Source organism: Streptomyces sp. NBC_00620, assembly GCF_026341825.1.
Lineage (GTDB): Bacteria > Actinomycetota > Actinomycetes > Streptomycetales > Streptomycetaceae > Streptomyces.
The window spans coordinates 2,352,123-2,377,222 of record NZ_JAPENY010000002.1 but is presented as its reverse complement, the minus strand read 5'-3'; the positions used below and the strand labels follow the sequence as shown (position 1 = coordinate 2,377,222).

General features: G+C 69.5%; 24 protein-coding genes. 5 read left to right on the top strand and 19 right to left on the bottom strand.

The genetic code is table 11. The features are described from left to right. Positions 1 to 26 precede the first annotated feature (26 nt). From OG246_RS29985 to OG246_RS29975, 3 genes are all read right to left on the bottom strand, one after another. Positions 27 to 1,088, bottom strand: coding sequence for an iron chelate uptake ABC transporter family permease subunit (locus tag OG246_RS29985; RefSeq protein WP_266470144.1), 1,062 nt, complete (start codon positions 1,086 to 1,088; stop codon positions 27 to 29). Beyond that, positions 1,085 to 2,146 carry an iron ABC transporter permease gene (locus OG246_RS29980; RefSeq protein WP_266470142.1) on the bottom strand — a complete coding sequence of 354 codons (1,062 nt, stop codon included), beginning with the start codon at positions 2,144 to 2,146 and terminating at the stop codon, positions 1,085 to 1,087. Before OG246_RS29980 ends, OG246_RS29985 begins: the two co-directional genes overlap by 4 nt. Before the next feature lie 112 nt (positions 2,147 to 2,258). Continuing rightward, positions 2,259 to 3,614 carry a lysine N(6)-hydroxylase/L-ornithine N(5)-oxygenase family protein gene (locus OG246_RS29975; protein WP_266470140.1) on the bottom strand — a complete coding sequence of 452 codons (1,356 nt, stop codon included), beginning with the start codon at positions 3,612 to 3,614 and terminating at the stop codon, positions 2,259 to 2,261. A 252-nt stretch (positions 3,615 to 3,866) separates the two neighbouring features. Here OG246_RS29975 and OG246_RS29970 point away from each other — a divergent pair, with 252 nt between their 5' ends. Continuing rightward, positions 3,867 to 4,814 carry a methionyl-tRNA formyltransferase gene (locus OG246_RS29970; protein WP_266470138.1) on the top strand — a complete coding sequence of 316 codons (948 nt, stop codon included), beginning with the start codon at positions 3,867 to 3,869 and terminating at the stop codon, positions 4,812 to 4,814. A gap of 38 nt (positions 4,815 to 4,852) precedes the next feature. Here the strand turns inward: OG246_RS29970 and OG246_RS29965 are convergent, their stop codons facing one another. The 3 genes from OG246_RS29965 to OG246_RS29955 form a co-directional block, all read right to left on the bottom strand. Continuing rightward, positions 4,853 to 6,007 carry a VCBS repeat-containing protein gene (locus OG246_RS29965; RefSeq protein WP_266470136.1) on the bottom strand — a complete coding sequence of 385 codons (1,155 nt, stop codon included), beginning with the start codon at positions 6,005 to 6,007 and terminating at the stop codon, positions 4,853 to 4,855. 47 nt (positions 6,008 to 6,054) lie between these two features. After that, the gene (locus OG246_RS29960; RefSeq protein ID WP_266470134.1) at positions 6,055 to 7,104 is read right to left on the bottom strand and encodes a formylglycine-generating enzyme family protein; all 1,050 of its coding nucleotides are present in this window, start codon (positions 7,102 to 7,104) and stop codon (positions 6,055 to 6,057) included. A gap of 105 nt (positions 7,105 to 7,209) precedes the next feature. Then, a complete protein-coding gene (locus OG246_RS29955; protein WP_266470132.1) occupies positions 7,210 to 8,046 on the bottom strand; it encodes an intradiol ring-cleavage dioxygenase in 837 nt (278 codons plus the stop codon). A 225-nt stretch (positions 8,047 to 8,271) separates the two neighbouring features. Here OG246_RS29955 and OG246_RS29950 point away from each other — a divergent pair, with 225 nt between their 5' ends. Beyond that, entirely contained in the window at positions 8,272 to 9,045 is a 774-nt protein-coding gene (locus tag OG246_RS29950) for an SDR family NAD(P)-dependent oxidoreductase (RefSeq protein WP_266470130.1), read from the top strand. Positions 9,046 to 9,066: 21 nt separating this feature from the next. Here the strand turns inward: OG246_RS29950 and OG246_RS29945 are convergent, their stop codons facing one another. Further along, positions 9,067 to 9,807: a GntR family transcriptional regulator gene (locus OG246_RS29945; protein ID WP_266470128.1), complete on the bottom strand. Its 741-nt coding sequence runs from the start codon at positions 9,805 to 9,807 to the stop codon at positions 9,067 to 9,069. Between the two features lie 149 nt (positions 9,808 to 9,956). Between OG246_RS29945 and OG246_RS29940 the strand changes: the two genes are divergently transcribed. Next, positions 9,957 to 10,916 (top strand): alpha/beta fold hydrolase, encoded by a 960-nt coding sequence (locus OG246_RS29940; protein WP_266470127.1) that lies wholly within the window; start codon positions 9,957 to 9,959, stop codon positions 10,914 to 10,916. On the opposite strand, the gene OG246_RS29935 is transcribed toward OG246_RS29940, so the two are convergent. The 5 genes from OG246_RS29935 to OG246_RS29915 are packed head-to-tail and all read right to left on the bottom strand — an operon-like array spanning position 10,913 to position 15,840. Continuing rightward, on the bottom strand, positions 10,913 to 11,416 hold the full coding sequence (locus OG246_RS29935) for a carboxymuconolactone decarboxylase family protein (protein ID WP_266470125.1): 504 nt from the start codon (positions 11,414 to 11,416) through the stop codon (positions 10,913 to 10,915). The genes OG246_RS29940 and OG246_RS29935 overlap by 4 nt on opposite strands. Before the next feature lie 40 nt (positions 11,417 to 11,456). Beyond that, complete coding sequence (locus tag OG246_RS29930) at positions 11,457 to 12,914, bottom strand: carboxylesterase/lipase family protein (RefSeq protein ID WP_266470123.1); 1,458 nt, start codon at positions 12,912 to 12,914, stop codon at positions 11,457 to 11,459. Next, positions 12,911 to 14,131, bottom strand: coding sequence for an amidohydrolase family protein (locus OG246_RS29925; RefSeq protein ID WP_266470122.1), 1,221 nt, complete (start codon positions 14,129 to 14,131; stop codon positions 12,911 to 12,913). The genes OG246_RS29930 and OG246_RS29925 overlap by 4 nt, the downstream gene beginning before the upstream one ends. Next, complete coding sequence (locus OG246_RS29920; RefSeq protein WP_266470121.1) at positions 14,128 to 14,961, bottom strand: fumarylacetoacetate hydrolase family protein; 834 nt, start codon at positions 14,959 to 14,961, stop codon at positions 14,128 to 14,130. Before OG246_RS29920 ends, OG246_RS29925 begins: the two co-directional genes overlap by 4 nt. Before the next feature lie 6 nt (positions 14,962 to 14,967). Further along, positions 14,968 to 15,840 (bottom strand): fumarylacetoacetate hydrolase family protein, encoded by an 873-nt coding sequence (locus OG246_RS29915; protein WP_266470120.1) that lies wholly within the window; start codon positions 15,838 to 15,840, stop codon positions 14,968 to 14,970. A 107-nt stretch (positions 15,841 to 15,947) separates the two neighbouring features. Between OG246_RS29915 and OG246_RS29910 the strand changes: the two genes are divergently transcribed. Both OG246_RS29910 and OG246_RS29905 read left to right on the top strand, forming a co-directional pair. Continuing rightward, the gene (locus OG246_RS29910; protein ID WP_266470118.1) at positions 15,948 to 16,700 is read left to right on the top strand and encodes an SDR family NAD(P)-dependent oxidoreductase; all 753 of its coding nucleotides are present in this window, start codon (positions 15,948 to 15,950) and stop codon (positions 16,698 to 16,700) included. A gap of 43 nt (positions 16,701 to 16,743) precedes the next feature. After that, complete coding sequence (locus OG246_RS29905) at positions 16,744 to 17,526, top strand: SDR family NAD(P)-dependent oxidoreductase (RefSeq protein WP_266470116.1); 783 nt, start codon at positions 16,744 to 16,746, stop codon at positions 17,524 to 17,526. 165 nt (positions 17,527 to 17,691) lie between these two features. Here the strand turns inward: OG246_RS29905 and OG246_RS29900 are convergent, their stop codons facing one another. The 7 genes from OG246_RS29900 to OG246_RS29870 all read right to left on the bottom strand — a co-directional run bounded on the left by OG246_RS29900 (position 17,692) and on the right by OG246_RS29870 (position 25,083). Beyond that, positions 17,692 to 19,668: a hypothetical protein gene (locus tag OG246_RS29900; RefSeq protein ID WP_266470114.1), complete on the bottom strand. Its 1,977-nt coding sequence runs from the start codon at positions 19,666 to 19,668 to the stop codon at positions 17,692 to 17,694. A 119-nt stretch (positions 19,669 to 19,787) separates the two neighbouring features. Beyond that, complete coding sequence (locus tag OG246_RS29895; protein WP_266470113.1) at positions 19,788 to 20,198, bottom strand: VOC family protein; 411 nt, start codon at positions 20,196 to 20,198, stop codon at positions 19,788 to 19,790. Between the two features lie 2 nt (positions 20,199 to 20,200). Next, a complete protein-coding gene (locus OG246_RS29890) occupies positions 20,201 to 21,037 on the bottom strand; it encodes an ABC transporter ATP-binding protein (protein ID WP_266470111.1) in 837 nt (278 codons plus the stop codon). Then, on the bottom strand, positions 21,034 to 21,846 hold the full coding sequence (locus OG246_RS29885; protein ID WP_266470110.1) for an ABC transporter permease: 813 nt from the start codon (positions 21,844 to 21,846) through the stop codon (positions 21,034 to 21,036). The genes OG246_RS29890 and OG246_RS29885 overlap by 4 nt, the downstream gene beginning before the upstream one ends. Positions 21,847 to 21,864: 18 nt before the next feature. Further along, on the bottom strand, positions 21,865 to 22,632 hold the full coding sequence (locus tag OG246_RS29880; RefSeq protein ID WP_266470108.1) for an ABC transporter permease: 768 nt from the start codon (positions 22,630 to 22,632) through the stop codon (positions 21,865 to 21,867). Positions 22,633 to 22,636: 4 nt separating this feature from the next. Further along, complete coding sequence (locus OG246_RS29875) at positions 22,637 to 23,656, bottom strand: ABC transporter substrate-binding protein (protein ID WP_266470107.1); 1,020 nt, start codon at positions 23,654 to 23,656, stop codon at positions 22,637 to 22,639. 26 nt (positions 23,657 to 23,682) lie between these two features. Then, on the bottom strand, positions 23,683 to 25,083 hold the full coding sequence (locus OG246_RS29870; RefSeq protein WP_266470106.1) for an FAD-binding oxidoreductase: 1,401 nt from the start codon (positions 25,081 to 25,083) through the stop codon (positions 23,683 to 23,685). Positions 25,084 to 25,100 lie beyond the last annotated feature (17 nt).

Sequence of the window (25,100 nt, the reverse complement as noted above, 5' to 3'; positions counted from 1 at the left end):
TGCCTAACCTTTTTAGCAGCCAACAGCTATCTGAGGTTCGCCCGCACCAACAGATAGACGAGGAAGGGACCGCCGATCGCCGCGGTCACCACGCCGACAGGGAGAGTGATGGGCAGGGCTGTGCGCGCGACCAGGTCCGCACCGATCAGCAGCAGCGCTCCCACCAGTCCGGAGGCGACCATCGGCGGCGTGGGGCACCTCGCCAGACGCATCGCCACCTGCGGCGCCACCAGCGCGACGAACGGCACCGGACCCGCGGCGCCCACCGCCACACCGGCGAGCAGTACCGCGCACAGCAGCAGGACCGCCCGCACCATCGTGTACCGGACGCCCAGGCCCGCGGCGACCTCGTCGCCGAAGTGCATCGGCTTGAACTGGAACGCGACGCAGGACACGACGACCAGGAGGACGAGGGTGCACCAGAACGCCACCCGGACCTCGTCCCACGACCGGCCGTCCAGTGAGCCGACCAGCCACGCCTGGGCGCGGGCCACGTCCCTGATGTCGGCCGTGACGAGCAGCCAGGTCGTGATCGCCTCCATCACGGCGCTCACCGAGATGCCGATGAGGATGAGCCGGAAGCCGTCGATCCCGCGCCGCCACGCCAGGAAGTACACCAGCAGACCCGTGCCGAGACCACCGGCGAGCGCTGCGGCGGACAGGCCCACGGAGTTGACGATCGCCGCTGCGGTCCCGCCCGACACCGTCACCAGGAACACCGCGACCGCGCTGGCTCCCCCGGTGACCCCCAGAATGTCCGGACTGGCCAGCGCATTGCGCGCGATGGACTGCGTGATCGCCCCGGACACCCCCAGCGCGATCCCCACGATGAGCCCGGCCAGGGCACGCGGCATCCGCAGATCCATGATCACGAACTCGTCGACCCGCTCGCCCTGGCCCAGGATCGTGGAGATCACCTGAGGCAGGGCGATGGGGAAGTCCCCTACACCGATGGACACGCAGAACATCAGGAAGGTCGCCGCCGCCAACAGCAGCGTGACCAACACGATCCAGGGCCGCCACACGAACGACACGTGGCCGAGCCGCACGCCCGGCGCCACCGATGGCTTCAAGTCCGTCCCGTTCATGCGTTCTTGAACTTTCCGCGCCACACCAGAACCGCGAAGAACGGTGCGCCGAGGAGCGCGACGACGACACCCGCGTCCAACTCACCCGGCCGTACCACCAGGCGCCCCACGATGTCGCAGACCAGCAGGATGATGGCGCCGAGCAGACCCGCGTACGGCACCAGCCAGCGATAGTCCGGCCCGGTGAGATACCGGGCCATGTGGGCCACCATGAGCCCGAGAAACGCGATGGGGCCGCACGCCGCCGTCGTCGCGCCCGCCAGCAGGGTGATGGCGACGATGCCGATGGTCCGGCTCAGCGCGAGGTTCACGCCCAGCCCGCGCGCCACGTCGTCCCCCAGGTTGAGCAGATTGATGGCGGGCAGCGTGGTCAGCGCCAGCAGCAACCCGGCAGCGATGAACGCGGTCACCGGCCAGATGACGTCGAATCCGACGCCGGCCACGGAGCCCGCGTTCCAGAACCGCAGCGCGTTCAGCGACGCCTGGTCCGACAGCGCGACCGCCGTGGTCATCGCCGCGAGGAACACCGTGATCCCCTGCCCGGCAAGGGCGAGCGTCAACGGGTTGCCCGCCCCCCGTCCGATGCTCGCGAGACCGAACACGACGACACCGGCGACCGCCGCCCCGAGGAAGGCGAACCAGACGTACTGGAACGGGTTGGAGAACCCGAACACGGCGATCACCGATACCACGGCGAACGAGGCGCCGGCGTTCACCCCCAGCAAGCCCGTGTCCGCGATCGGGTTGCGGGTGTACCCCTGGATCAGGGCTCCGCCGACCCCCAGCGCGATACCCGCCACGATCGCGAGCACCGTCCGGGGCACCCGCACGGTCTGCACGATGAGCCTGATCTCGGTGAGCCGCTGGTCCGAGTCCTGCGGTCCCGCGAACAACCCGTGCCACACCTCGCCGGGGCTCAACGCGCGTGCACCGACAGCCAACGACACCGCCCCCGCGGTCACGAGGATCACCACAAGCATGCCCAAACCCACAACCCGCCTACGACGGGCCTCTGTTGTGCCCCTGGGCGCGAGGCGCTCAACTGCAGTCATGCCCATGTCGACGTACGTTATCCCTTTGGTTTCACGGGGTTGCACAGGGCTGCCGCGCCCGCCCGGTGCGGTGCACCGGGCGGAGCGCGGCGGTGTGGGGGGCGAACCGGTGAGCGGCCTAGCCGGCGGTGCTGCCGGTTCCGTCGGCGACCATCCGGGCCTCGTCCGAAGCGGGCTTGAGGCCCCGGTCGAGGAGCGAGTCCAGGATCTCGCCGACCCTGATGGCGGTGTTGGACAGCAGAGACGACGTGATGCCGTGCGTGTGCTCCGTGCCGCCCTGCAGGTAGATGCCGCAGCGCAGGTCGGGATCCGTCGTGATGCGGTAGTCACGTTCGACGCGGACGCGGCCCTCGTCGTCGCGGAGGCAGCGGTCCGCGACCTCGCCGAGAAGGCCGAGGGAGTCGGCCTGGCTGTAGCCGGTGGCGAAGACCACGATGTCCGCGTCCAGGAGAGTCTCCTCGCCGGTGACGAGGGACTTCACGGTGGCACGGACCATGTCCGGCCTCTCCTTGACGTCGGCCAGCCGGGACACGTTGAGGAAGCGCAGCCGCTCGGTGCCGAGCACCTTCTCCTGGTACATCTGCCGGTACAGGTCGTCGATCAAGTCGATGTCCACCACGGAGTAGTTGGTGCTGCCGTGGTAGTCCATCAGCCGGCGCTTGACGTCCTCGGGCGCGGCGAAGTATTCGTCGACCGCCCCGGGGTCGAAGATCCGGTTGGCGAAGCTGCTGTCGTCGGCGGGGCTGTAGCCGTAGCGGGAGAAGACCGCGCAGACCTCGGCCCGGGGGAAGCGGCGGTGCAGGTAGGCGACGTTCTCGGCGGCGCTCTGCCCGGCGCCCACGACGACGAACCGGTCGGGCGAACTGCCCTCCAACCCGTCGACCTTCGCCAGGAGTTCGGAGCTGTGCCAGACGCGGTCGCCGCGCTCCACGCCCTCCGGCATGAGGGGGCGCAACCCGGTGCCGAAGACGAGGTTGCGGGCCCGGTGGACCGCGAGCCCCTCCGCCGACCGGACCGTCACGTCCAGGTACTCCACGACTCCGTCACGGACGAAAGGCGTGACCCCGACGACCTCATGGCCGTAGGAGACCATGTCGTCGACCTTGGCCGCGGCCCACTCGAAGTAGTCGTGGAACTCAACCCGCAGCGGGAAGAGGCTCTTGTGGTTGATGAAGTCGATCAGCCGTCCCTTGCTCTTGAGGTAGCAGAGGAAGCTGAACTCGCTGGCCGGGTTCCGGAGCGTCACCAGATCCTTGAGAAAGGACACCTGCATGGTCGCGTCGTCGATCAGCATGCCGCGGTGCCAGCCGAAGCGCGGCTGCTGCTCGAAGAATTGAGCGGTGATCGCCTCCTGCCTGCCGGCGCGTGCGTTGTGCTCGCTGAGTGCGATCGCCATGGCCACGTTGGACGGGCCGAAGCCGATGCCGATGAGGTCATGGACCAGTGGTGCGCCACCAGGAAGAACCTGCGACATGTCACTCCCATTGTGCGGGGCAGTCGCCTGCCAGGCGTGGGGGAAAGTGCGAAATGCGGGCACGCCGACAGAGCGGCTCACCTACAACTTAGGTGAGCCTAAGCTAATCCTGTGAAGGTGTCGATAGGGCACGTCGAGTGCCGGACGGACATCAAGGCCCGCCAACTGGGGTGCTATGTACAGCCGTTGTAAACTAAGGTAAGCCTTGCTTTACTGACCGCTGGTCAGCCCCCTGCTTCGAGGAGGAACCCCATGCGGGTCGTCATGTTCGGTTACCAGACCTGGGGGCACCGCACCCTGCAAGCTCTCCTGGACTCCGAACACGACGTGGTGCTTGTCGTGACGCACCCCAAGAGCGAGCACGCGTACGAGAAGATCTGGAGCGATTCGGTGGCCGACCTCGCCGAGGAGCACGGCGTCCCGGTGCTGATCCGCAACCGCCCTGACGACGACGAGCTGTTCGAGCGCCTCAAGGAGGCCGACCCGGACATCATCGTGGCCAACAACTGGCGTACGTGGATTCCCCCGCGCATCTTCGACCTGCCGCGCCGGGGCACACTCAACGTGCACGACTCGCTGCTGCCGAAGTACGCCGGCTTCTCCCCGCTGATCTGGGCCCTGATCAACGGCGAGTCCGAAGTGGGCGTCACCGCGCACATGATGAACGACGAACTCGACGCCGGTGACATCGTCCGGCAGGAGGCGGTACCGGTCGGACCGACGGACACCACCACCGACCTCTTCCACAAGACCGTCGACCTCATCGCCCCGGTCACCGTCGGCGCACTGGCGCTCATCGCCGCCGGCCAGACGGAGTTCACCAAGCAGGACCGCTCCCAGGCGAGCTTCTTCCACAAGCGGGCCGCCGAGGACATCCGCATCGACTGGACCTGGCCGGCCCAGGACCTGGAGCGCCTGGTCCGCGCCCAGTCCGAGCCGTACCCCAGCGCCTTCACCTTCCACAAGGGCAAGCGACTCGAGGTCCTCGCCGCCGTGGTGTCCCAGGCCCGCTACGGCGGTACGCCCGGCCGTATCTTCTACCGCGAGGGAGACGGCGTGGTGATCGTCGCCGGAGCCGACGCGCGCACCGGCCGCAACCACGGCCTGGCCATCACACGCGTACGGACCGAGGACGGCCGGGAGCTGTCCGCGACGGAGTACTTCACCTCCATGGGCGGATATCTGACCAGCCGCCCCTGACGGGCCGGGCCCACCGCGGTCCCGCGGTGCGGGAGCGCTCAGGAGCAGGCGCCCTTGAAGACGTCGACCTGGCCCGCACTGCTGTTGGCCACCGCGATGTCGCGTACACCGTCACCGTCGAGGTCGGCAGCCGCCGCGTCATAGGCGCCGGTCGCGGAGAGCTCGGCGAGCTGGGTGAGTTCGCCGGTCTCCGAGCCCTGGAAGAGGGTGACGGAGTTGCCCTTGAGGGACGAGACGAGGACGTCCGCGGTGCCGTCTCCGTCCAGGTCGGCGGTGCCGACGGCGACGGGCAGGCTCGGTGTCGCGTACTCGGCAGCCGTCTCGAAGGTCCCGTCTCCCTCACCGAGCAGGACGTCCAGGGTGTTGGAGCCGTTGCTGACGGTGGCAAGATCGGTCGTGCCGTCGCCGTCGAAGTCGCCGTGGGCCAGGGAGTACAGCCGGGAGGCGGTGGCATACCCGGTGGCGGATCCGAGACCGCCCGTGCCCTCGCCGAGCAGGACACTCACCCCGTCGCTGCCGACACTGGCCGTGGCCACGTCCGCCGCTCCGTCGCCGTCGAAGTCGGCGACCACGATTCCGTGCGGCTGACTGCCCGTCGCGGTGTCGCCCTGGTCGTCGAAGGTGCCGTCGCCGTTGCCGAGCAGGACGCGTACGGCGTTCGGGCCCTGTTCGGCGACGACCAGGTCCGCGTTGCCGTCGCCGTCCAGGTCACCCGCGGCCAGGGCACGCGGCGCCTCGCCCACCTCCAGAGCCGTAGCCGCTCCGAAGCTGCCGTCCCCGTTGTTCACCAGGATGCTGACCTGCGCGCCTCCGAAGTCGGCTGTGGCGAGGTCGGGGTGCCCGTCGCCGTCGAAGTCGGCGACGACCGTCTGGTAGGGGTGGGTGCCGACGGCGTATGTGCTGCCGGTGGAGAACGTCCCGTCGCCCTCTCCGGGCAGGACCGTCACCGAGTCGGCGTCAAGGTTGGCGGCCACGATGTCCGTCGTACCGTCCCCGTCGACGTCCGCGAAGACGAGGTGGCGGGTGTTGGTCGAGGCCGTCGCGGACGTGTCGAGCCGACTGTAGGAAAGGCTTCCGTCGCAGTCGCCACTGGTGGCGGAGGCCGGTCCCCCGGCGCCCAGGCAGGTCAGGGCGAGCCCGGTGGCACCCACCACGGCGACACGGTACGTACGAGCGTGCTTCTTGCGGTTCATGCGGCTCCTTGGGCTTGCGGATGACTATGGATGGACGGCTCGTACGACTACGACTGGTCGGCCGCGACGCGGATGCCGACCGTGGGATATCCCCCGCTGCCGTCGCGGCCCTCGCCGCGGTAGCTCGTGGTGCAGCTTCTGCCGGTCGCGTACCAGGAGCCGCCGCGTACGGCGTTGACCTCCTGACCGGCCTCGGCGCCGTTGGTGGCCGTGATGATGCTGGAGGTCCACTCGAAGCAGTTGCCGGCCATGTCGTAGGCGCCGTAGGAGCTGACCCCGTCGGGATACGCGCCGACGGCCGAGGTGTTGCCGCCGCTCGCGGTCAGCTCGTCGAAGACGTCGGTGTAGACGAACCCGGTCCAGGTGGAGTGGTCGATCCACCCGGTCACCCCGCCGGTCGAGGTGACGGCGATGATGTCGGAGATGGGCTCGCTCTCGCCGTACCGGGTGGAGTTCTCGTTGTTGTACGTCGCCTCGGTGGAGCCGTGGTTGGCCAGGTAGTAGGCCGCGCACACGGCGTTGTAGTTGTAGTTGCTGGTGAGCGCTCCGGAGGTGTACGCCGTCCCGGCGGCGTTGCCCCACGGGTAGGTGTACGCCTCGGGGCCGCGCGCGGCGTTCTCCCACTCGGCCTCGGTGGGTATCCGGAAGGTCCAGCCGTCCGCCTGGCCGGTGAGCCAGTCGCAGTAGGCCTCCGCGTCCTCCAACGAGACGTGCAGGACGGGGTGTTCACCCCTCCCGGACGGGTAGTCGGCACCGTCCCAGTACGACGGTGCCGGGCGCGATGAGTCGTCGAGGAACGACTTGTACTGGGCGTTGGAGACCTCGTACGCGCCGAGCCAGTACGGGGAGTCGACGGCGGAGGCCTCGCCCGCGCCGTGGTTGTTGGACAGGTCGGCGGCGAAGACGAAGGACGGGTCGGCGGGGACTTCGACGAGCGTCTGCCCGGCGGCGGTCGTGATCGCCGAGGCCTCCGACGACGAACTCGCCGAGGCGCGCAGCACAAGTGCGGTACCGAGCAGTCCCGCCGCGCCCGCGCCGCCGAGTGCGAGCAACTTCCTTCTGCTGAAACGGGGTTGGCGCATAGGTGTACCGGTCATGAGGTGGCCTTCGGGGAGAGGGAAGAAGAGGGAGTGGGGCCGACCGCGCGGCGGGGGGTGCCGCGCGGCCGGCTGTCGGACATCGGAGGGATGGGGCGGAGGGACTCAGTCCGCGCTGACTCCGATGGTGAGCGTCGCGCCGTAGCCGTCGGAGACGGAGCTACCCAGGGCGGTGAGGGTCAGCAGACCGGACGAGGCGCCGCCGCCGTCGTAGACGGTGTCGTCGTCGAGCGAGGTCTCCTTGGTGGTGTTGGAGGAGTACGGCGACAGCTGCTGGACCTGGGTGTTGATGGTGGCGTCGAAGAAGAGCTGGCCGGTGTGGATGATCTCGCCGCCGGTGTACGAGTCGTCGGTGAGCGTGACGTCGGTGTGGACCCGCAGGTGGACGTGGACGGCGCGGGAGATGTAGTGACCGGGCCAGATCGAGGTGATCGAGGCCTGGCCGTTGGAGTCGGTGATCTGCCCGCCGCGCAGGAAGGTGCCGTCGTCGTCCTCCGAGTGGCCGTTGCGTCCGACGAATCCGGAGTACTCGCCCAGCGTGTCGGCGTGCCAGATCTCCACCAGCGCGCCCTCCAACGGGGCGCAGCTGCTGGCCTCGTCGACGACGGTGAAGGTGTACTCCACCGGAACGCCCGACTTGCCCTCGGTGATGTCGGTGCGCACCAGGGCGCCTTCCAGCGCGTACGGCCCTTCGGTGACCTCGGCGGTCAGCGAGCAGACACTGCTGGACGCGGCGGCGGTCGCTGTCGCCGAGGCCGAACGGGTCGGCCGGGCCGCCGCGGCGGCCCGGCTCTCGGGGGTCGCGGACGCCGTCGCCGCGAGGCCGAGCCCGGCGACGGCCGCGACCGCTCCGCCCACGGCGATGACACGACGGCGGTGCACGGTGTCGGAGGCATGGTGCATCTCTTGGTCCTGCGGCTCCGCAGGTGAGTTGTTCGCCATGGACGCCGGAACGTAGGAGCGTCCTCTATGACCCAGGTGTCACTTGGCTGTCATTTCGATGTGTACGTCCTCGCGCCATTCCTTTTCCGGTCATCCTCAGCAGACTGTCGACAGTTGAGCCGATGAATGACGTCAGAACTCTTGACCGGGCTCTTGTGTCGACACTAGGAAGGTGGTGGGGCACTTCCCGGCCTCGTACGACGCCCTCGGACAAGGAGGTCAAACGTGACCGGCAGGCTCCACGGCAAGGTCGCTCTCGTCACCGGCGCGGGCGCCGGGATCGGTCAGGGGTGCGCGCTGCTCTTCGCCGAGCAGGGCGCGACCGTCGTCGGCTGCGACATCGATCCCGTCGCGGCCGAGCACACCCGGAAACTGGCCCACGACAGTGGACTGGATGTCGCGGTGCTCGCACCGCTCGACATGGCCGAGCCCGCCGACGCCAGGCGGTTCGCGGATGAGGCGTACGTCCGGCACGGGCGCGTCGACGTTCTGGTGACCGCGGGCGCCATCGCCCCGCACATGGCTCCCGCCTCCGGCATGGACTTCGAAACCCAGTGGACGCCGACCCTGCGGGGTGAGGTCGACGTGGTCTTCCTGCCGGTACAGGCCGCCTGGCCGCACCTGGAGGCGTCCGGCGGCGGCTCGATCGTCAACTTCGCCTCGGTGAACGCCTTCCGGGGCAGCGGGAACTTCGGCATGATCGCACACTGCGCCGGGAAGTCAGCCGTCCTCGGACTGACCCGCCAGCTCGCCGTGGAGGGCGGCCCGCTGAGCATCCGGGCGAACACCATCTCGCCCGGCATGGTGCGCACTCCCGCGACCGAGTCCGCCGGGGCCCACGAGGGCGCGGCACAAGAGGCGCTCCTCGCCCGAATTCCGCTGGGCCGGGTCGGCAGGCCCGAGGACATCGCCTGGTGTGCGGTCTATCTGGCGTCCGACGAATCGGCCTGGGTCACGGGCGGCAACTTCCCCGTGGACGGCGGAGTGCTCGCCAAGTGACCATCCCGAGACGCCTGTACGTCAGGACGCAGCCCGGCGTCTGCGCGTGGGCTTGCGGGTCCGGGCGGCATCCTGTTCCAACTGCTCCTCCACCGCCCGCAGCGCGCGGACCGTCGCCCCCGCGATCAGGGCCGAGGCCAGCTCCCCGTCGCGCTCCTCGCAGGCCTGCAGCAGCCGTTCCTGGTCGTCGATGCTGTAGGCGAGGCGGCCGGCGCGGGTCAGGCTCAGATGCCGCAGCATCAGGGTGCGCAGCGCCAGCGAGTCCAGGATCTGCTTCAGCGTGGCATTGCCGACGATCTCGGTCATCCGCTCCTGGAGCTGCACATGGCTCCAGAAGTACGCGTCCACGTCACCGTCGTCGGCCAGTGTCCGCATCCGCTCGACGCGGCTGCGCAGCCCGGCCAGTTCCTCGTCGGTGGCCCGGTCGACCAGCAGTCCGGCAAGCATGGACAGGAGTTGGCGCCGGACCTGGTAGATGTCCCGGATGTCCTGCAGGGACGGCGCGGCGACACGGGGTCGACGGCGCGCCTTCATCTCGACGAGGCCTTCCTGCTCCAGGAGCATCAGCGCCTCGCGCACGGGAGTGCGGCTCGTGTCGAACCGCCGTGACAGATCGACGCTGTTGAGGTCCTGACCGGGTTCGAGGCGCCCCTCGATGATCCCGGCACCGACCCATTCGGCGATCTGCGCGACGAGCGGTTCACGCCGGTCCCGAAGCCGCAGGAGAAGCCCGAGTACGGGGTGCGTGTCCTGATCGGTCATGCGGCGAATCTCCCTGTCCGGCCCGCGCTCGCTGGTCTGGTCCATACGCACAGGCAATCCAACGGTGTCGACACTATCTCACTCGTTGGCCGAAACATGACCCGGTTCACCGTGACCTGTCGACAGCCACTCACAGTTCAGGAGGAACGATGCGAAGCGAACGAATCACAACCACCCCCGGTACGGGGCCGAGTCGACGCGCCGTCGTAGGCGGCGCGGCACTGGCCGCGCTCGCGGTGGCGGGCGCCGGCTCCGGCACTGCCGAGGCTGCCGCCCAGGAAGATGCGTGGCAGCCGGTTCCCGTTCCCGATCAGGTGCCGGTGACGGAGTATCAGGTCCCCGTCCCGGGGGACGGGAGCCTGTGGTGCTGGGACACCGGCGGCAGCGGGGAGGCAATCGTACTGTTGCACCCCGGTTCGGGAAGCGGCGAGAGCTGGCCGTACCAACAGCCGGTGCTGGCGCGTGCGGGGTTCAGGGTGATCGGCTACTCGCGGCGCGGGGCGTACGGCTCGGTGGCCGGGACGAAGGCCGCAGCGGACACCGCTTCCGGGGACCTCAACACCCTCGCCGACCATCTCGGCCTGGGCCGCTTCCACCTTTCCGGTTCGGCGGCCGGCGGCCCCGTCGCCCTGGACTACGCCCTCTCGTACCCGGACCGGCTGCGCAGCCTCACCGTCTCCGGCAGCATCATGGGCATCCAGGACGCCGAGTACCAGGAACTGACCTCCGCGCTGCAGCCCGACCCGTTCGGTGACATGCCCGTCGACTTCAAGGAGTTGGGGCCCTCGTACCGCGGCGGCGACCGGGACGGCGTCGCGGCCTGGCTGGCGATCAACGCCCGGGCCAGGACCGCCGACGCGTTCGCGCAGTCGCTCGCGCATGAGATCACCTGGGCGGCTCTGGAGACGCTGACCCTGCCCGTCCAACTCATCACCGGGGACGCCGACTTGTACAGTCCGCCCTCCGTGATGCGCCTCAACGCCGGGCACCTGAGCGACTGCGAGACGCACGTCGTCCGCGAGGCGGGCCACAACCCGCACTGGGAACAACCCGCCGCCTGGAACCGGCTGCTGCTCACGTTCGTGAAGCGGCACGGCCGCAGGCGCTAGACCTCCAGGGCGACCAGGAAACGGGACACCATGTTGTACGCGGCCGCGGTGGCGGTCAGTTCCACCAGTTCCGGCTCGCTGAAGTCGGCCCGCAGGGCGTCGAACAGTTCCTCCGGGACGTGAACGTCGCGGGTCATCGCGTCGGTGTACGCGATGACCCGCCGCTGCCGTGCGTCGAGCCGCTGGTGCGCGGCGGCGTGCTCCTCGCGCACCGCCGTGAGCTGGGCGTCGTCGAGACCGGCGCGGCGGGCCTCGGGCTCGTGCGCGGTCCACTCGTACGCGGCCCTGTTGAGGACGGCGACCCGCAGGATCACGAGTTCGCGGATGTCGGCGGGCAGGGCGATGCGCTGTCGGATCGCACCGAGCAGGCTGTTCCAGCCGTCGGCCAGCTGCGGGCTGTGCAGCAGCATGCGGTCGAGCGGGTGCAGCGCGCCGCCGCGCCGCTCGCGGATGCGCGCGGCGATCTCGCCGGCGCCGTCGGTCTCCGGCAGTCGTGCCATGTAGCGTTCCTTTCGAGAAGGCATCCCAAGGGGGCTGCTGTCACAGTGGGCGAGGGATCCGCGCCAGGAGCCGCATCGCCTCCAGCCGGTCGAGGACGCCCGCCTCGACGGTGTCCCCGAACACCATCACCTCGGCGCCGGTGAAAGCCGGCCATGCCGGCAACCCGCCCCCGTTCGGGTCCCCCGCACTGGCGAAGCGGGCCCAGGCGTCCGCCATCGTGCGCGCCAGTTCGCGATCCGTTTCGCTCCAGGGCCAGGCGCGCTGGTCCAAGTTGTCCAGCGCATAGGGGAGTTCGGCGGTGTGGTGGACGCCGTAGTCCGGCAGCCCGTCGGGTGGGGGCGCCAGGTCGAGCCGTGGTGGGAGCGGTGGGGTGCGGGCGAAGCGGTACATCCACGTGCGGGCCGTCTCCCGGTGAGCGTTCGCCCACTGCCACACGGGGTGGACGAAGCGACTCTCTCCGGTGAACTGCCGTGCGGTACGCCGGGCTTGGTCGATATTCCGTACGGGGTACACCTCGTCGGAGCCGGGCTCCACCGGAAGTCTCCGCAGGGCGTCCAGCGACGTGTACACGGATCCCTCGTCGAGGTTGGTGCCCACGAGCAGCGGTACGGCGTGCTGTCGCCCGGTCGCAAAGACCTCGTCGCTGGCCTCGGTCAGCACGCGGCCGTCGACGACCGGGCCGAAGTGTCCCTTCAGGATCAGTTCCACCCCGCCGAGACGCCGCAGTCCGGCGATGTTCCGGTCCCCGAACTCCTCCGCCCAGCGCAGCCCTTGTTTCTGCGCGGCGGCCTGGTCCGGCAGCGGCCCTTCGGCGCGTCCGATGCCCGAGGCGCTCTGGCCGATGGCCGCGCGGAAGAGGGGCCGGGCCGCCGTCGACGCCATGAGGTGGCAGATGTGCGCGGCGCCGGCGGAGTTGCCCGCGAGGGTCACCCGGTCCGGGTCGCCGCCGAAGACCGCAACGTTCTCGCGGACCCACGTGAGGGCGGCGACGATGTCGAGCAGCCCGTAGTTGCCGGCTGCGCCGAAGTCGTCCTCGGCGGCCAGTTCGGGGTGGGCAAGGAAGCCGAGTGCGCCGAGCCGGTGGTTGAGGGTGACGACCACGAGCCCGCGACGGGCCATCTCGCGACCGTCGTGGACATCCTGGCCGCCGTGCCCGTAACGATTGCCGCCGCCGTGGATCCACACCATCACCGGCAGCCCCGCCGACGGCTCAGGCGTCCACACATTCAGGTAGAGGCAGTCCTCGCTCATCACCAGGGCCCGCCGGTCGGCGAAGTTGGTGTGGTACATGATCGAGTCGCGGGGCGGCTGCGGCTGGAGGGGGGCGGGGCCGAAGTCGTACGCGCTTCGCTCGCCGTCCCACACGGGGGCCGGCCGGGGCGGCCGCCAGCGCAGCTCGCCGACCGGCGGCTCAGCGAAGGGGATGCCCCGGAAGACTGCCACTCCGGCGTCCCACTCCCCCACGAGCCGTCCGGAGTTCGTACGGACCCGGATCACCGGGCCGCCTTGTGCAACACGCCGTCCTTCATGATCGCCACCAGCCGGTCGCGGTCCTGGAGGATGCGGATGTCGGACAGGGGGTCACCGTCGACGAGCACGAGATCGGCGAGGAACCCCGGCCGGATCAGGCCGAGTTCGTCCTCCATCCCCATGATCTGGCCGCCGTACCGAGTCGCCGCCCGCAGAGCTTCTGCGGGGGTGAAGCCGAACCAGTCGACGAAGAGTTCGAGGTCATGGAGGTTGCGGCCTACGGGGTTCCAGGCGAAACCGTAGTCGCCGCCGGGGACGACCCGCACCCCGCGCCGGACGAGTTCGGGCACGACCTGGCGTACGGCCTTCGCGGTTGCCTCGACCTCCATGCCGGCCTCGGGTTCGCTGTCGGCCTCGTACAGGTTGGCGTGGATGATGCCGGGGGTCGGCGCGACGAAGATCCGGTCCCGGGCGGCCTCCAGGAGGTCGAGGGCCTCCTCGTCGGCGAAGGTGCAGTGGTAGACGGCGCGTATGCCGTGACGTACGGCCATCTTGATGGACTCGGCGGCGTGTGCGTGCGCGGTGAGCCAGACGCCGCGCCACTGGGCGGCGAGGGACGCGGCGGCCACCTCCTCCTCCGTGAACTGCACGATCCGCGAGGTTCCCTGGACCACCGCGCTCTCGCCGGAGAGCGACAACTTGACGATGTCGACACCCAGTACGGCCATGCTCTCGACGAAACGGGAGACCGACTCCGGGTCGGAGGCGCGGCCGGCGGTGCCCGGGAAGTCGTACACGCCGGGCTCGACCATGCCGGCGCTGCCCTCCCAGGACGCGGCCTTGAGGCGCGGCCCTGGCATCCAGCCCTCGGCGAACGCCTTGCGGGCCGCGGTCTCCGTACGGGGCAGCCGGTTGCCTCCCGAGTACGCGCTGGTGATGCCGTGGTCGAGCAGAACGCGGCCGGCGTGCGCCACGAGCAGGGCTTTCTCCTCCTCCGGTTCGTCCCGGCGCAGGGACCGGTGCTCGACGGTGGAGCCGAAGCCCAGGTGCGCATGGGCGTCGATCAGGCCGGGGATGAGGGTGCCGCCGCCTCCGTCGATCACGCGGGCCGCCCGCCGCTGGTCGGCGGGGATGTTGTCGGCCACGGCGGCGATCCGGTTGCCCTCGACGAGGACCTCCGCGGGGAGGGGATCGCGTCCGGTGCCGTCGAAGACCCGGACATCGGTGAAGAGGGTGGGGGTCATGGCGTCCTCCGGAAATGGTGCCGCATCTCGCCGACTCCGCCGATACGGCTGACCAGTTCGTCGTCGGGGGTCAGGAAGCGCTGCGGTACGCGGCGGTTGCCGACACCCGCCGGCGTGCCGGTGAAGATCAGGTCGCCGGGCAGGAGCGTGCAGAACTCGCTGAGATAGGAGACGAGTCGGGGTATCGGGAAGATCATGTTGCCGGTGCGGTCGTGCTGCACGGCCTGTCCCGACAGTTCGCAGGTCAACTCCAGGTCGTCCCGGTCCGGGACCTCGTCGAGGCTGACCAGCGCGGGCCCGATCGGGCCGAACCCGGGGTAGGACTTGCCGAGCGAGAACTGGGCCGGTCGGCCCGCGAGTTGGCTGATCCGCTCGGACAGGTCCTGGCCGACGGTGAGCGCCACGACCGGGTCCCAGCCCTTCTCGACCGGTACACGATGGGCCTCTCGGCCGATGACGGCGACCAGCTCCAGTTCCCAGTCGACGTGTCCTGGTGGCAGCTCGATCGTGGCGTACGGGCCGGTGAGACAGGTCGGGAACTTGGTGAAGACCAGAGGGGCGGCCGGTTCCTCGTATCCCGCCTCCGCCGTGTGGGGGCGGTAGTTGAGGGCGACGGCGAAGATCTGGCGGGGGGCCCGGACGGGGGCCTCCAGGTCGGCCTCGTCGTACGGGCGCGCGAGCGAGGGGTCGGCTCCCGGCGCCCAGGCGGCGAGGTCGTCCCACTGCTCGAAGAGATCACCCGTGAAACGGCCCTCACTGGCGGCGGCCACATCGATGGCGCCTTCCGGAGTCAACAGCACGGTACGACCGGCGAGTTGTGCGATTCGCATGCCGGATCAGACCCACTGCTCGGCGGGCGGTTCCGGAGTCCCGTACGCGTCCTGCCAGGACACCACCGGGTTGCGCAGGACACCCAGGCCCTCGATCTCGGCCTCGACGACGTCGCCGGGGCGGAGATAGTTCGCGAAGGGGTCCGCGGTGCTCGCCGCGACCCCGGCGATGGTGCCGGTGGTGATGATGTCGCCGGCGCTGTAGATCTGCGGCGAGTGGTAGGCGACCAGTTGCGGGATCGACACCGACATGCGGGAGGTGTTGGACTTCTGGCGTACGTCGCCGTTGACGCGCAGCTCCATGTCCAGGTTGTGCGGGTCGTCGATCTCGTCCGCGGTGACGATGTAGGGGCCGATGGGGCAGAACGTGTCGATGCCCTTGGAGAAGGAGAACACCCCCGACTCCATCTCCTTGCGCTGGATGTCGCGTGCGGTGATGTCGTTGAAGACCAGGTATCCGGCGATGTGTTCCGCGGCCTGCTCGGCGGAGAAGAACTTGCCGGGTCTGCCGATGACGACGGCGAGTTCGAGCTCGTAGTCCATCTCCCGGGTGAGGTTCGCGGGATACACGACCGGCTCTTCCGGACCGATGATCGCGTCCACGTTCTGGAAGAAGACGATGCCCTTGTTGACCGGGTGGGACCAGTCGACACGGACCAGGTCCTCGTGGTGCTCCCGGAAGTTGCCCGCCGTGTGGAAGAACTTCTTCGGCACGATCGGAGCGCGCAGGCGCACCTCGGCGAGCGCGAACGTCCGTCCCGTCTCGCCCACTTGCCCCTCGCGGTCGAAGAACGCGCGAGTCGACGGGACATCGAGTTCCACGACGGTCTCGCCGTCGAGACGACCCACGAGCCCCTCGTCGAACGTCACCAGCTTCATCAGAACCACTCCTAACTGTCGACAGTCAGCCTGCCCAGCACGCCATTCAACGTCAAGAGGCGCGCAAAGTGTGGACACAAATCACAGCCGTGGCTTACGGTCCGGACATGCGGACGACATGGAACTTCGCCGGTACGCGCGCCTTGGTCGCGGGTGCCGGAGGGATCGGCGCGGCGGTGAGCACGGCGCTTGCGGAGGCAGGCGCAACGGTGCTCGTCCTCGACGTCGATGAGACCAAGTTGGGCAAGCTCCCCCAGGGAACAGGCACGGGCTCGGTGAACGGCCTCGCCGCCGACCTCACTTCGGCGGCCGCCTGCCGTACGGCCGTCGACAGATCCGTACAACTACTGGGCGGCCTCGATGTGTTCGTGCACGCGGTCGGTGTCAATGACCGCAGGCCGGTCCTCGACACACCCGACGACGTGTGGGAGCGGCTGCTCGCCGTCAACCTCAACAGCGCGTTCTGGCTGGGCCGCGCCGTCGGCGCGGTGATGGTTCCGGCCGGTCACGGGCGGATCGTCTTCCTGTCGTCCGTGTCCGGGGTGCTCGCACACAAGGACCATGCGCCGTACGCGGCCACCAAGGGCGGCGTCAACCAGCTCATGCGGGTGATGGCACGCGAATGGGCCGCCGACGGAGTCACGGTCAACGCCGTGGCGCCCGGCTACACCGAGACCGACCTCACGCGCGCCTATCTCGCCGAGCCCGGCAGGCGCACGGCCATGGAGGCGCTCGTACCGGCCGGGCGACTCGGCCGGCCCGACGACCTGACGGGGCCGGTCCTCTTCCTCTCCTCCGACGCGTCCGCGTTCGTCACCGGGCAGGTGCTGTACGCCGACGGCGGGCGGACTCTCGTATGACCGGCGCAGCACCGAACCTTCTGCTCACTCGAACGGAGATCCCATGACTGCCGTCCCCGAACGCTTCACCGGCAAGACCGTCCTCGTCACCGGAGCCGGCACCGGATTCGGCGCCGAGATCGCGGTGCGGGCCGCGCGGGAGGGAGCCGATGTCGCGATCCACTACCGCAGTTCGCGCGAGGGTGCCGAGGCCACGGCGGAGCGCGTCACGGCGCTCGGCCGCAAGGCCGTCGTCGTGCAGGCCGACATCTCCGAGCATGCGCAGATCCAGCGCCTGGCCGACGAGGTCTGGGCGCACTTCGGCCGACTGGACGTGGCCGTCAACAACGTCGGCGATGTGGCCCGCGAGCAGATGTCCTGGCGGGACATCACGGAGGAGTCCATCGACCACGTCCTCGCCGTCGACATCAAGGGCACGCTGCTGTGTACCCATGAGTTCGGCGCGCGGATGCTGGAGCAGGAGGGCGGCGGCGCCATCGTCAACATCGGCTCCACGGTGGTGGTGCGGGGCAGCGCCCGCGCCCCGCAGTACGCGGCGGCCAAGTACGGCATCATCGGCCTGACCAAGTCGTACGCGCATGCCTTCGCGCCCGACGTCCGCGTAAACGTCTTCGCGCCGGGTTTCATCGAGACGAAGGCCACCCTCGGCCGCGAGGACTGGCGGAGCGGGCGTGGCGAGCAGCTGCGCGCGGCCACACCGATGGGGCGCATTCCGGGTCCGGAGCAGCTCGCGGGCACGGCCCTCTTCCTCGCCACGGAGGATGCGCAGCACATCACCGGTGGGTTCCTTGTCGCGGACGGCGGTTACAACATGATCGGAGCGTAGGCGCTCCGCTTGGGGGCGCGGGTTTTCGGCTGCGGGTCGGTGGGGGCTGGTCTCGCAGCTCCCCGCGCCCCTTACGGGCGGGCGCTCCTGCCCCTCCCAATAAATACTCCGGCCCCCGGGATTCGGTTCGCATCCACCCGGGGGCCGGTCTCTCTTGCTGTCTCGCTACGCCACAGTCAGCGTGAGCGACCCGGTGTAGGTCGTGCCCGGGGTGATGGCCGTTGCCGTGCCGTCCACCGTCAGGGTTACGGTCCTGCCCGCCGGGGCGGTGACGGAGGCGCCGGAGCCGATGGTCAGCGCGCTGAGGTAGGAGGTGCCGGCGACCGTCCAAGTGGCGCCGTTCTTCAGGGTCACGATGACACCGTTGTTGACCACCGCCTGGGCGGTGTTGGTCACCTCACCGATCTCCCGGTACTCGGCCACGGTGATGGTGGAGACGCTGTGCTTGGTGGCGGACGCGGAGATGACACCCTCGACGGTGGAGGCGTCGAAGGTGAGCACCAGGTTCTGACCCTGCAGGTTCGCGTTGCCGCCGCCCCGGACTGAGTTGTAGAAGTCGCCCTTCAAGGAGATGTCCGTGAACGTGGCGGCCGAGTCCGCCGTCTGGGCGCTGGTGGTGACCCAGGTCGACGACTTGGCGGGACTGCCGGTGGGCTCCGTGTAACTGCCGATCGTCTCGCTGCTCCACGGCTTGCCCGACACCGCGACGCTGCTGGGCCGGTCGGTATCCATCAGTTGGAAGATGACCCCGTTGCCGGCCTCGATCGTGGCGCCGTCGGAACCGTCCACGGAGACGGTCGCCGCGGAGGCCTTCGAGAGGAAGGTGGTCTTCCCCGTCCTGACCCGGGTCCCGCCGTCGATGGTCACGGCCGAGGCGCCGTACCACATGAAGCCGAAGCGCCCGGAGGTGAGGTCGTTGGACTGCACGGGCAGTGCGGCCAGCTCCCGGCTGGTCAGCCCGAGTTCCAGACCCGTGTTCAGCTCGGCGACCGCCGCCTTGGTGCTGTCGCCGTAGTGGACGGTCCCGCTCCAGGTGATCAGCACGTAGTCGCCGACGTCGTAGCGCGAACCGAGGATGTGCTCGGTCACATTGCCGATGGCGTACGACCCGTAGCCGACCCCGCCCGTGTTGGCGATCTCGCTGTTGATGACGGTCAGCGTGCAGTTGCTGCCGCCGTCGACGGACAGCGCGCCCCAGTTCTCGGACGAGACCCGGGAGTTGATGTAGCTGGCCCTGGTGTTGGCGCCCAGCAGGTTGGTGGTCCGGACGTTGCCCGACAGGCCGAGCATCCAGGGCACAGTGATCATGTACTTGGTGTCGCCGGTGCCGGAGGCGGGGTACTCGTCGGGCACGGTGCCGTCGGCGCAGTGGAGCGTGGAGTTCTTGACGATGACATTGGCGGTGGCGTCCGCGACGACGGCGGTACGGACCACGCCCTGGTTGCTGATGGTCGCGCCGTTGACGACGAGGGTGGTGCCCTCCCCGGTGCCCTGGACGGAGGCGCCGTATCCGATGAAGTCGTTGCGGCCGTTGCCGACGAAGGCGATCTTGGGGTTGGTGAGGGCGTAGCTGCCGCCGCCGGTGACGTAGACGCCGTTGAACGCCTCGCCGTTCGAGGCGAGACGGATGCCGGTCGCGGCGGAGTCGGTGGCGCAACCGCCGCGTACGTTCGCGAGGACGGACTTCGCCTTGTCGACGCCGTCGGAATCCACGTAGATGGCTTGGCGGAAGGGGAAGGTGAGAGTGCTGAACGCGAGCTTGTTGGACTCGGCCACGGTGATGACGACATCGCCCCGGTAGGTACCGGCGGCGATCGCGGTCGCCGCTCCGCCGTAGCCGTCGGTGAGCAGCGCCAGCTCGCTGCCGGTCTCCACGCTGTTGACGGTCAGGCTCAGGTTGTAGCCGTCGGGGGCCGCGAGGACGCCGCCCTCCTCAATGGTGAGGGAGCTGAGTTTGGTGGTCGCGGTGACCTCGACGGTCTCCCCGGAGCCGACGGTGAGCGTCGCACGTGTGGTGGCGGCGCGGGCGGCGGTCGGGATGGCGAGGGCCGGGGCGAAAGCCGCGGCCACTGCCACCAGCAGGGCGCGGGGACGTGCTCTGAAGGTGACTTCACGCTCGGCGAGGGACTTCTTGTGATCCACCGTGAACTTCCTTGTCTTCAGGTGTTTTCGGGCAGGGGGGAGCTGTGGCTGTGCAGGGTTGAGGTGTTTTCGGGCAGGGTTGAGCGGCGGAGTGGGACGGTGGCGAAGGGGCGCCCGTCTCAGGCGCGGTCGATGAGTTCGATGAGGTTTCCGTACGGATCGGACACGAACGCCATCCGGGCGCCGGGGCGCGGAGCCGGGCGCGGGCTCATCCGTACGCCCGCTCCGGCCACGACGAGTCGGTCGAACGCGGCGTCGACCTCGGCCGGGGTGTCGACGCGCAGGCAGAGGTGGCCGAAGCCGAGCGTGGCCGCGGCTTCCAGCGGGGTGTCGGCGGCGAGTCCCGGCGCAGCGTCCGGGCGGTGGAGCAACTCGAGCCGCCATCCGCTGTCATGACGGAGCATCACTCCGCGCAACTCCGTGCCCGGGACGGCGAACGCATGCTCCTCGGTGAGGTCCAGGGCCGCGCGGTACCACCTGGTCGCGGCCGTCAACTCCGGCACGGAAAGGCCCACATGGTCGAGGCGCACGGTCAGACCACCCCCGTACGATCCGCCTTGACGGCCGGGTCCGGCGTGGCTCTCGTATCCGGGGCGCGCTCCCCGCGGATCCGGGCCAGCACCCGGGTGCGCAGCTCGGTGAACCGGGGATCGGCCCGGGTCGACAGCTGATCGCGCTCGCTCCCGAGGGGAATGGTCAGCGTGTCGAGGACGGCGGTCGGCTTCCCCCCGAGGACGATCACCCGGTCGCCGAGGTACACCGCCTCGTCGATGTCGTGCGTGACCACGACGACCGTGATGCCGAGGCGCCGGCGCAGCTCCAGCGTCAAGTCCTCCAGATCGAAGCGGGATTGGGCGTCCACCGAGCCGAATGGTTCGTCCATCAGCAGGACCGGGGCGTCGTAGGCGAGTCCGCGCGCGATGGCCACCCGCTGCTGCATGCCGCCGGAGAGCTGCCAGGGGTACTTGTCGGCGACGTCGGGCAGGCCGACCGCGGCAAGGCACTCCAGGGCGCGCCGCTTGCGCTCGGCACGCCGTACGCCCCTGCCCTGCAGCGGGAACGCCACGTTGTCCCAGACCCGCAGCCAGGGCAGCAGCGAACCGCGGTAGTCCTGGGAGACCACGGCGATGTCCGCGTGCGGCTCGGTCAGCGGCTGTTCTCCGTAGCGCACCGTTCCCGATGTCGGGCGGGTCAGCCCGGCGAGGCAGCGCAGCAGGGTCGTCTTGCCCGCGCCGGAGGGGCCGACCACGCACACCGACTCCCCCGGGTCCACGCGCAGGGTCAGTCCGTCGAGGACCCGGTGTTCCTGCGAGCCCTGTCCGAAGCTCATTCGGAGGTCTTCGACATACAGGCTGGATCCGCGTGTCATACGACGACTCCGTTGCTCTTCTCGATGGTGTCGATGCTCTCGATGGTCGCGGTCTTCGCCGGACGGGCCCGTGGCGCGCGTTGGTGGTACCAGCCGAGAAGGAGGTGCTCGCACAGCAGGAGGAGCACGCTCAGCCCGTATCCGAGGATGCCGATCAGGATGGTGCCGGCCCAGGTCTCGGCGACGTGGAAGCTCGATCCGCTCTGCAGGATGAAATTGCCGAGTCCGTCGGGCGATCCGTAGATCTCGCTGACCACCATGAGGACGACGGCTATGGACAGTGCGACCCGGATACCGGCCAGGATCTGCGGCAGCGCCCCGGGCAGGATCACCCGGCGCAGGCGCAGCCGCCACGGGATGCGGTAGCCGCGCGCGGTCTCGTGCACGGCCGGGCTGATGGCCCGCACCCCGCTGACGGTGTTGAGGAGGATGGGCCACACCGAGCCGAGGAAGATCAGGAAGACCTTCGGGCCCGAGCCGATTCCCAGGGTGAGGATGATGACGGGCACGAAGCCCACGGTCGGTGTCGCGCGGGCGAAGTCGAGCAGCGGGCCCGTCGCGAGGCGCAGGGTGCGGATCTCTCCGATGACCAGCCCCGCGCCCACCCCCACCACGATGGCGAGGGCCAGCCCGAGCACGATGTTGCGCAGGCTGAACAGCAGGTCGCCGAAGAGGCCGCCGTGCGCGAGCTCCGTCCACAGGACGTCCAGGACTTCGGTCAGCGGCGGGAAGTAGAAGCTGGTGCTGCCCGCTGTCGACACGATCAGGACGGCGAACACCACTACAGGGAGCCACAATTGACGCAGCATCGGTTTCCAGGGCACAGGTCACTCACCTCCCGCGAGGGCGGGCGGACGCCAGCGCAGCAGCCGGTGTTCTGCGAACTGCGCGAGCAGCGTGATCGTGTGGCCGATGGCGCCCGCGGTGAGGATGCAGGCGTACGCCCGTGCCGACGCCCCCGCCTGCTGCGACTCCATGATCATGTGTCCGATGCCGGGGAGCGTGGTGAGCACCTCGACGCCGATGGCCACGAGCACGGAGGTGGTCGCCGCGAGCCGTAGCCCGGTCATGATGGACGGCGCCGCACCGGGCAGGATCACGCGCCGGAAACGCAGCAGGCGCGGGATGCGGTAGCCGTGCACGGTCTCTCGGATCGACGGGGGGACGCTCTGTGCCCCGTACTGGGCCTGCAACAGCACCGGGAAGACGCATGCGATGAAAACGACCGTGGCCTTCATGCCCGGCGTCGAGCCGAGCACCAGCAGGAAGACCGGCAGCAGGGCGATGACGGGGAAGGAGCGGAGGATCTCCATGAGCAGCCGGGAGGACTCCTCGGCCGCCGCGTACACCCCGGTCACCAGCCCCACCGGGATGCCGACGGCGACCGCCACCACCAACCCGGTGACCGCGCCGCGCAGAGTCTCACCGACCGCCTGCCAGAACGCGCCGCTCCCCGCGAGCTGCCAGAAGGCGACGGCGACAGCACGTGGGCCCGGCAGGGCCGTCGAACTGACCAGCCCTGCCGCGGCGATCAGCGCCCACAGCGCCAACACGGCGGCCAGCGCGCCGAGTTGAAGCAGTCGGACCCGCGCCATCGTGCTACTCCTCACTGGAGGTCGTGGTCGGCGCCTGGTCCCAGTACAGGGCTTCGTCCGTAGGCTCCTTGTCCAGCAGCTTGAACTCGTTCATCTTCGTGATGACCGTCCGCATGACGGTGGTGTTGAGCTGGGTGTCGTAGTACGCGGTCTCCTGCTTGTCGATGAAGGCGGCGTCCAGCTGGGTGTACTTCTTGTCGATCGCCCGTACCGCGTCGGGGTTTTCGTTGGCGTAGGTGATCGCCTTGCCGACCGCGTCGATGAACTTCTTCGCCGTGGCGCCGTTCCCGGCGAGGTACTCCTGGCTGGAGAACAGCAATCCCTGGACCATGCCCGGCAATTCGTTCATGCCCTTGCCGATGACGTTCAGCTTGTCGCTCGTCCTGGCGGCGGCGAAGAACGCGCCGAAGGAGTACACGGCGTCGGTCTTGCCGGAGGTCACGGCGTCTGTGAGTGAAGTGGTGGGCAGGGCGACGAACTTGACCTTGGCCGGGTCGCCGCCGTCTTTCTGGACCAGGTACTCGACGATGAACTGGATGGTGCCGCCCAGGGCCGACAGCCCGACGGTCTTGCCCTCCAGGTCCGAGAAGGACGTGATGGCGCTGCTCTTCTTGACCAGCAGCCCGTCCGTGGGATCGGTCTTCGTCGTCGCGGACTGCAAACCGGTGACGATACGGAGCGGCATGTCCTGGGCCGCGCCCTTGAGGAAGCCCGAGCTGTCCGTCATGGCGAACTGGGCCTCGCCGTTGAGGACGGACGGCGCGTTCTGCGAGGTGTCCTGTGCACCCGCCTTGATGGTGACGTCCAGTCCCGCGTCCTTGAAGTAGCCCTGCTGCTGGGCGATGTAGAGCGGCTCGAAAATGGCGCCGTTGGAACGCAGGACGGTGACCTTGGCCTTGCCGTCGGCGGTCTTCGCCTCGTTGGTGGAGTCACCGCCGCATGCGGTGGCGGTGAGGGACAGGGCAGCGGTCAACGCCGTGAGGGCGAGGACGGTACGGCGCCGCGGGTTTCTCGAAGTCTCCATGGAACGGCTCTCCTTCAGGGCGGGCTTCAGTGCGTCCGGGCGGGTGCCGCGGCGGCGTAGGCGGTGGTGGATTCCCCGGCGGTCATGTACGTCCGGAACAGTCCCTCGGGGTCGTACGCGGCCCGGATCTCCTCCAGGCGTGCGGCGTTGCTCGGGCTGAGCCCGTGGTCGAAGCGGTCGGCGAGGTTGTTGTCGGAGAACTGCAGCCCCTTCGACAGGTGCTGGATCGCGGCGAGTTCACCGTGTGCCCACCTCTCGTGGGCGAGGTCCTCGGCCGGGTCGGTCCAGCCCGCGTTGGGCGAGAGGTACACCTTGGCCTGGCTGGACCAGCAGGCGTCGGCGCGCTCCGGGTGGTGACCCCAGAGCATCCACAGCACATGGCTGGTGGTGTCCGGGATGGAGTCGAACAGCGGCCCGGCCGCGGCCAGGATCCTCTCCACAGGACCGTCGGCCCAGATCCCGTCGAGCGCCCAGCGCATCCCTGCCGGGGTGAGCCGGTCGGCGGCGTCGTACAGCTCCGCCATGGTCGTGTCCTGGGCGACCACCGCACGGACGGCCCGGTCCCGGAAGGGCGCGTCCTCCAGTGGGGCGAGCAGGTTGTCGCCCGTCTCGGAGAAGGCGGTCGCCGTGATGGAGACCGTCTTGCGGTGCGGCCCCGGCGCGCTGTGCCCTCCTGGGGGCAATCCCCCGGACCCCCACCCCACCTTCGCCGAGAACTCGACCGCGGGTGAAAGGCTTTCGAGCGTGTCGTACGCCCAGGCCAGCACCTCGTCGCGCAGTTCGAGCGGATAGCTGTGCACGGTCCGCAGGATGCGGCGTGGTCGCTCGTGGAGGCGGAGGTGGAAGCGGGTGACCACGCCGAAGAAGCCGGGCCCGCTCCCCCGCGCCGCCCACAGCAGCTCGGGGTGCGAGGCGTCGGTGGCGTGTACCAGGGTGCCGTCGGCCAGCACCACGTCGATCGCCTCGATGCTCAGGCAGGCGGGGCCGAGCCGGCGCGAGTTCCAGCCGTAGCCGCCGCCGAGGATGAACCCGCCGATCCCGACCGTCGGTGCGTGTCCGGTAGGGAAGAACAGGCCGTGCGGCTCCACGGCTTCCACCAGCGCGGGTCCCTTGGCGGCGGGCTGTACGGCCGCGGTACGGGCCACCGGGTCGACGGATATCTCCTGCAGCCTCGAGAGGTCGAGGAGCATTCCGCCGTCCCGCACTCCGTTGCCCACCCAGCTGTGGCCGCCGGAACGGATACCGATGTTCAGCCCCTCACGGCGGGCCAGGCGTACGGCCGCCACGACGTCCTGCTCGTTCTCGGCGAGCACGATGACGTCCGGGTGGCGGGCGGGCTTGCGTTCGTTCCAGACGGCGTCGAGGCGAACCTGTTCGTATGCCTCGTCACCGCGCCGGATGAGGCTGCCCTGAGACAACTCAAGCATGGCCGTTCTCCTCACGC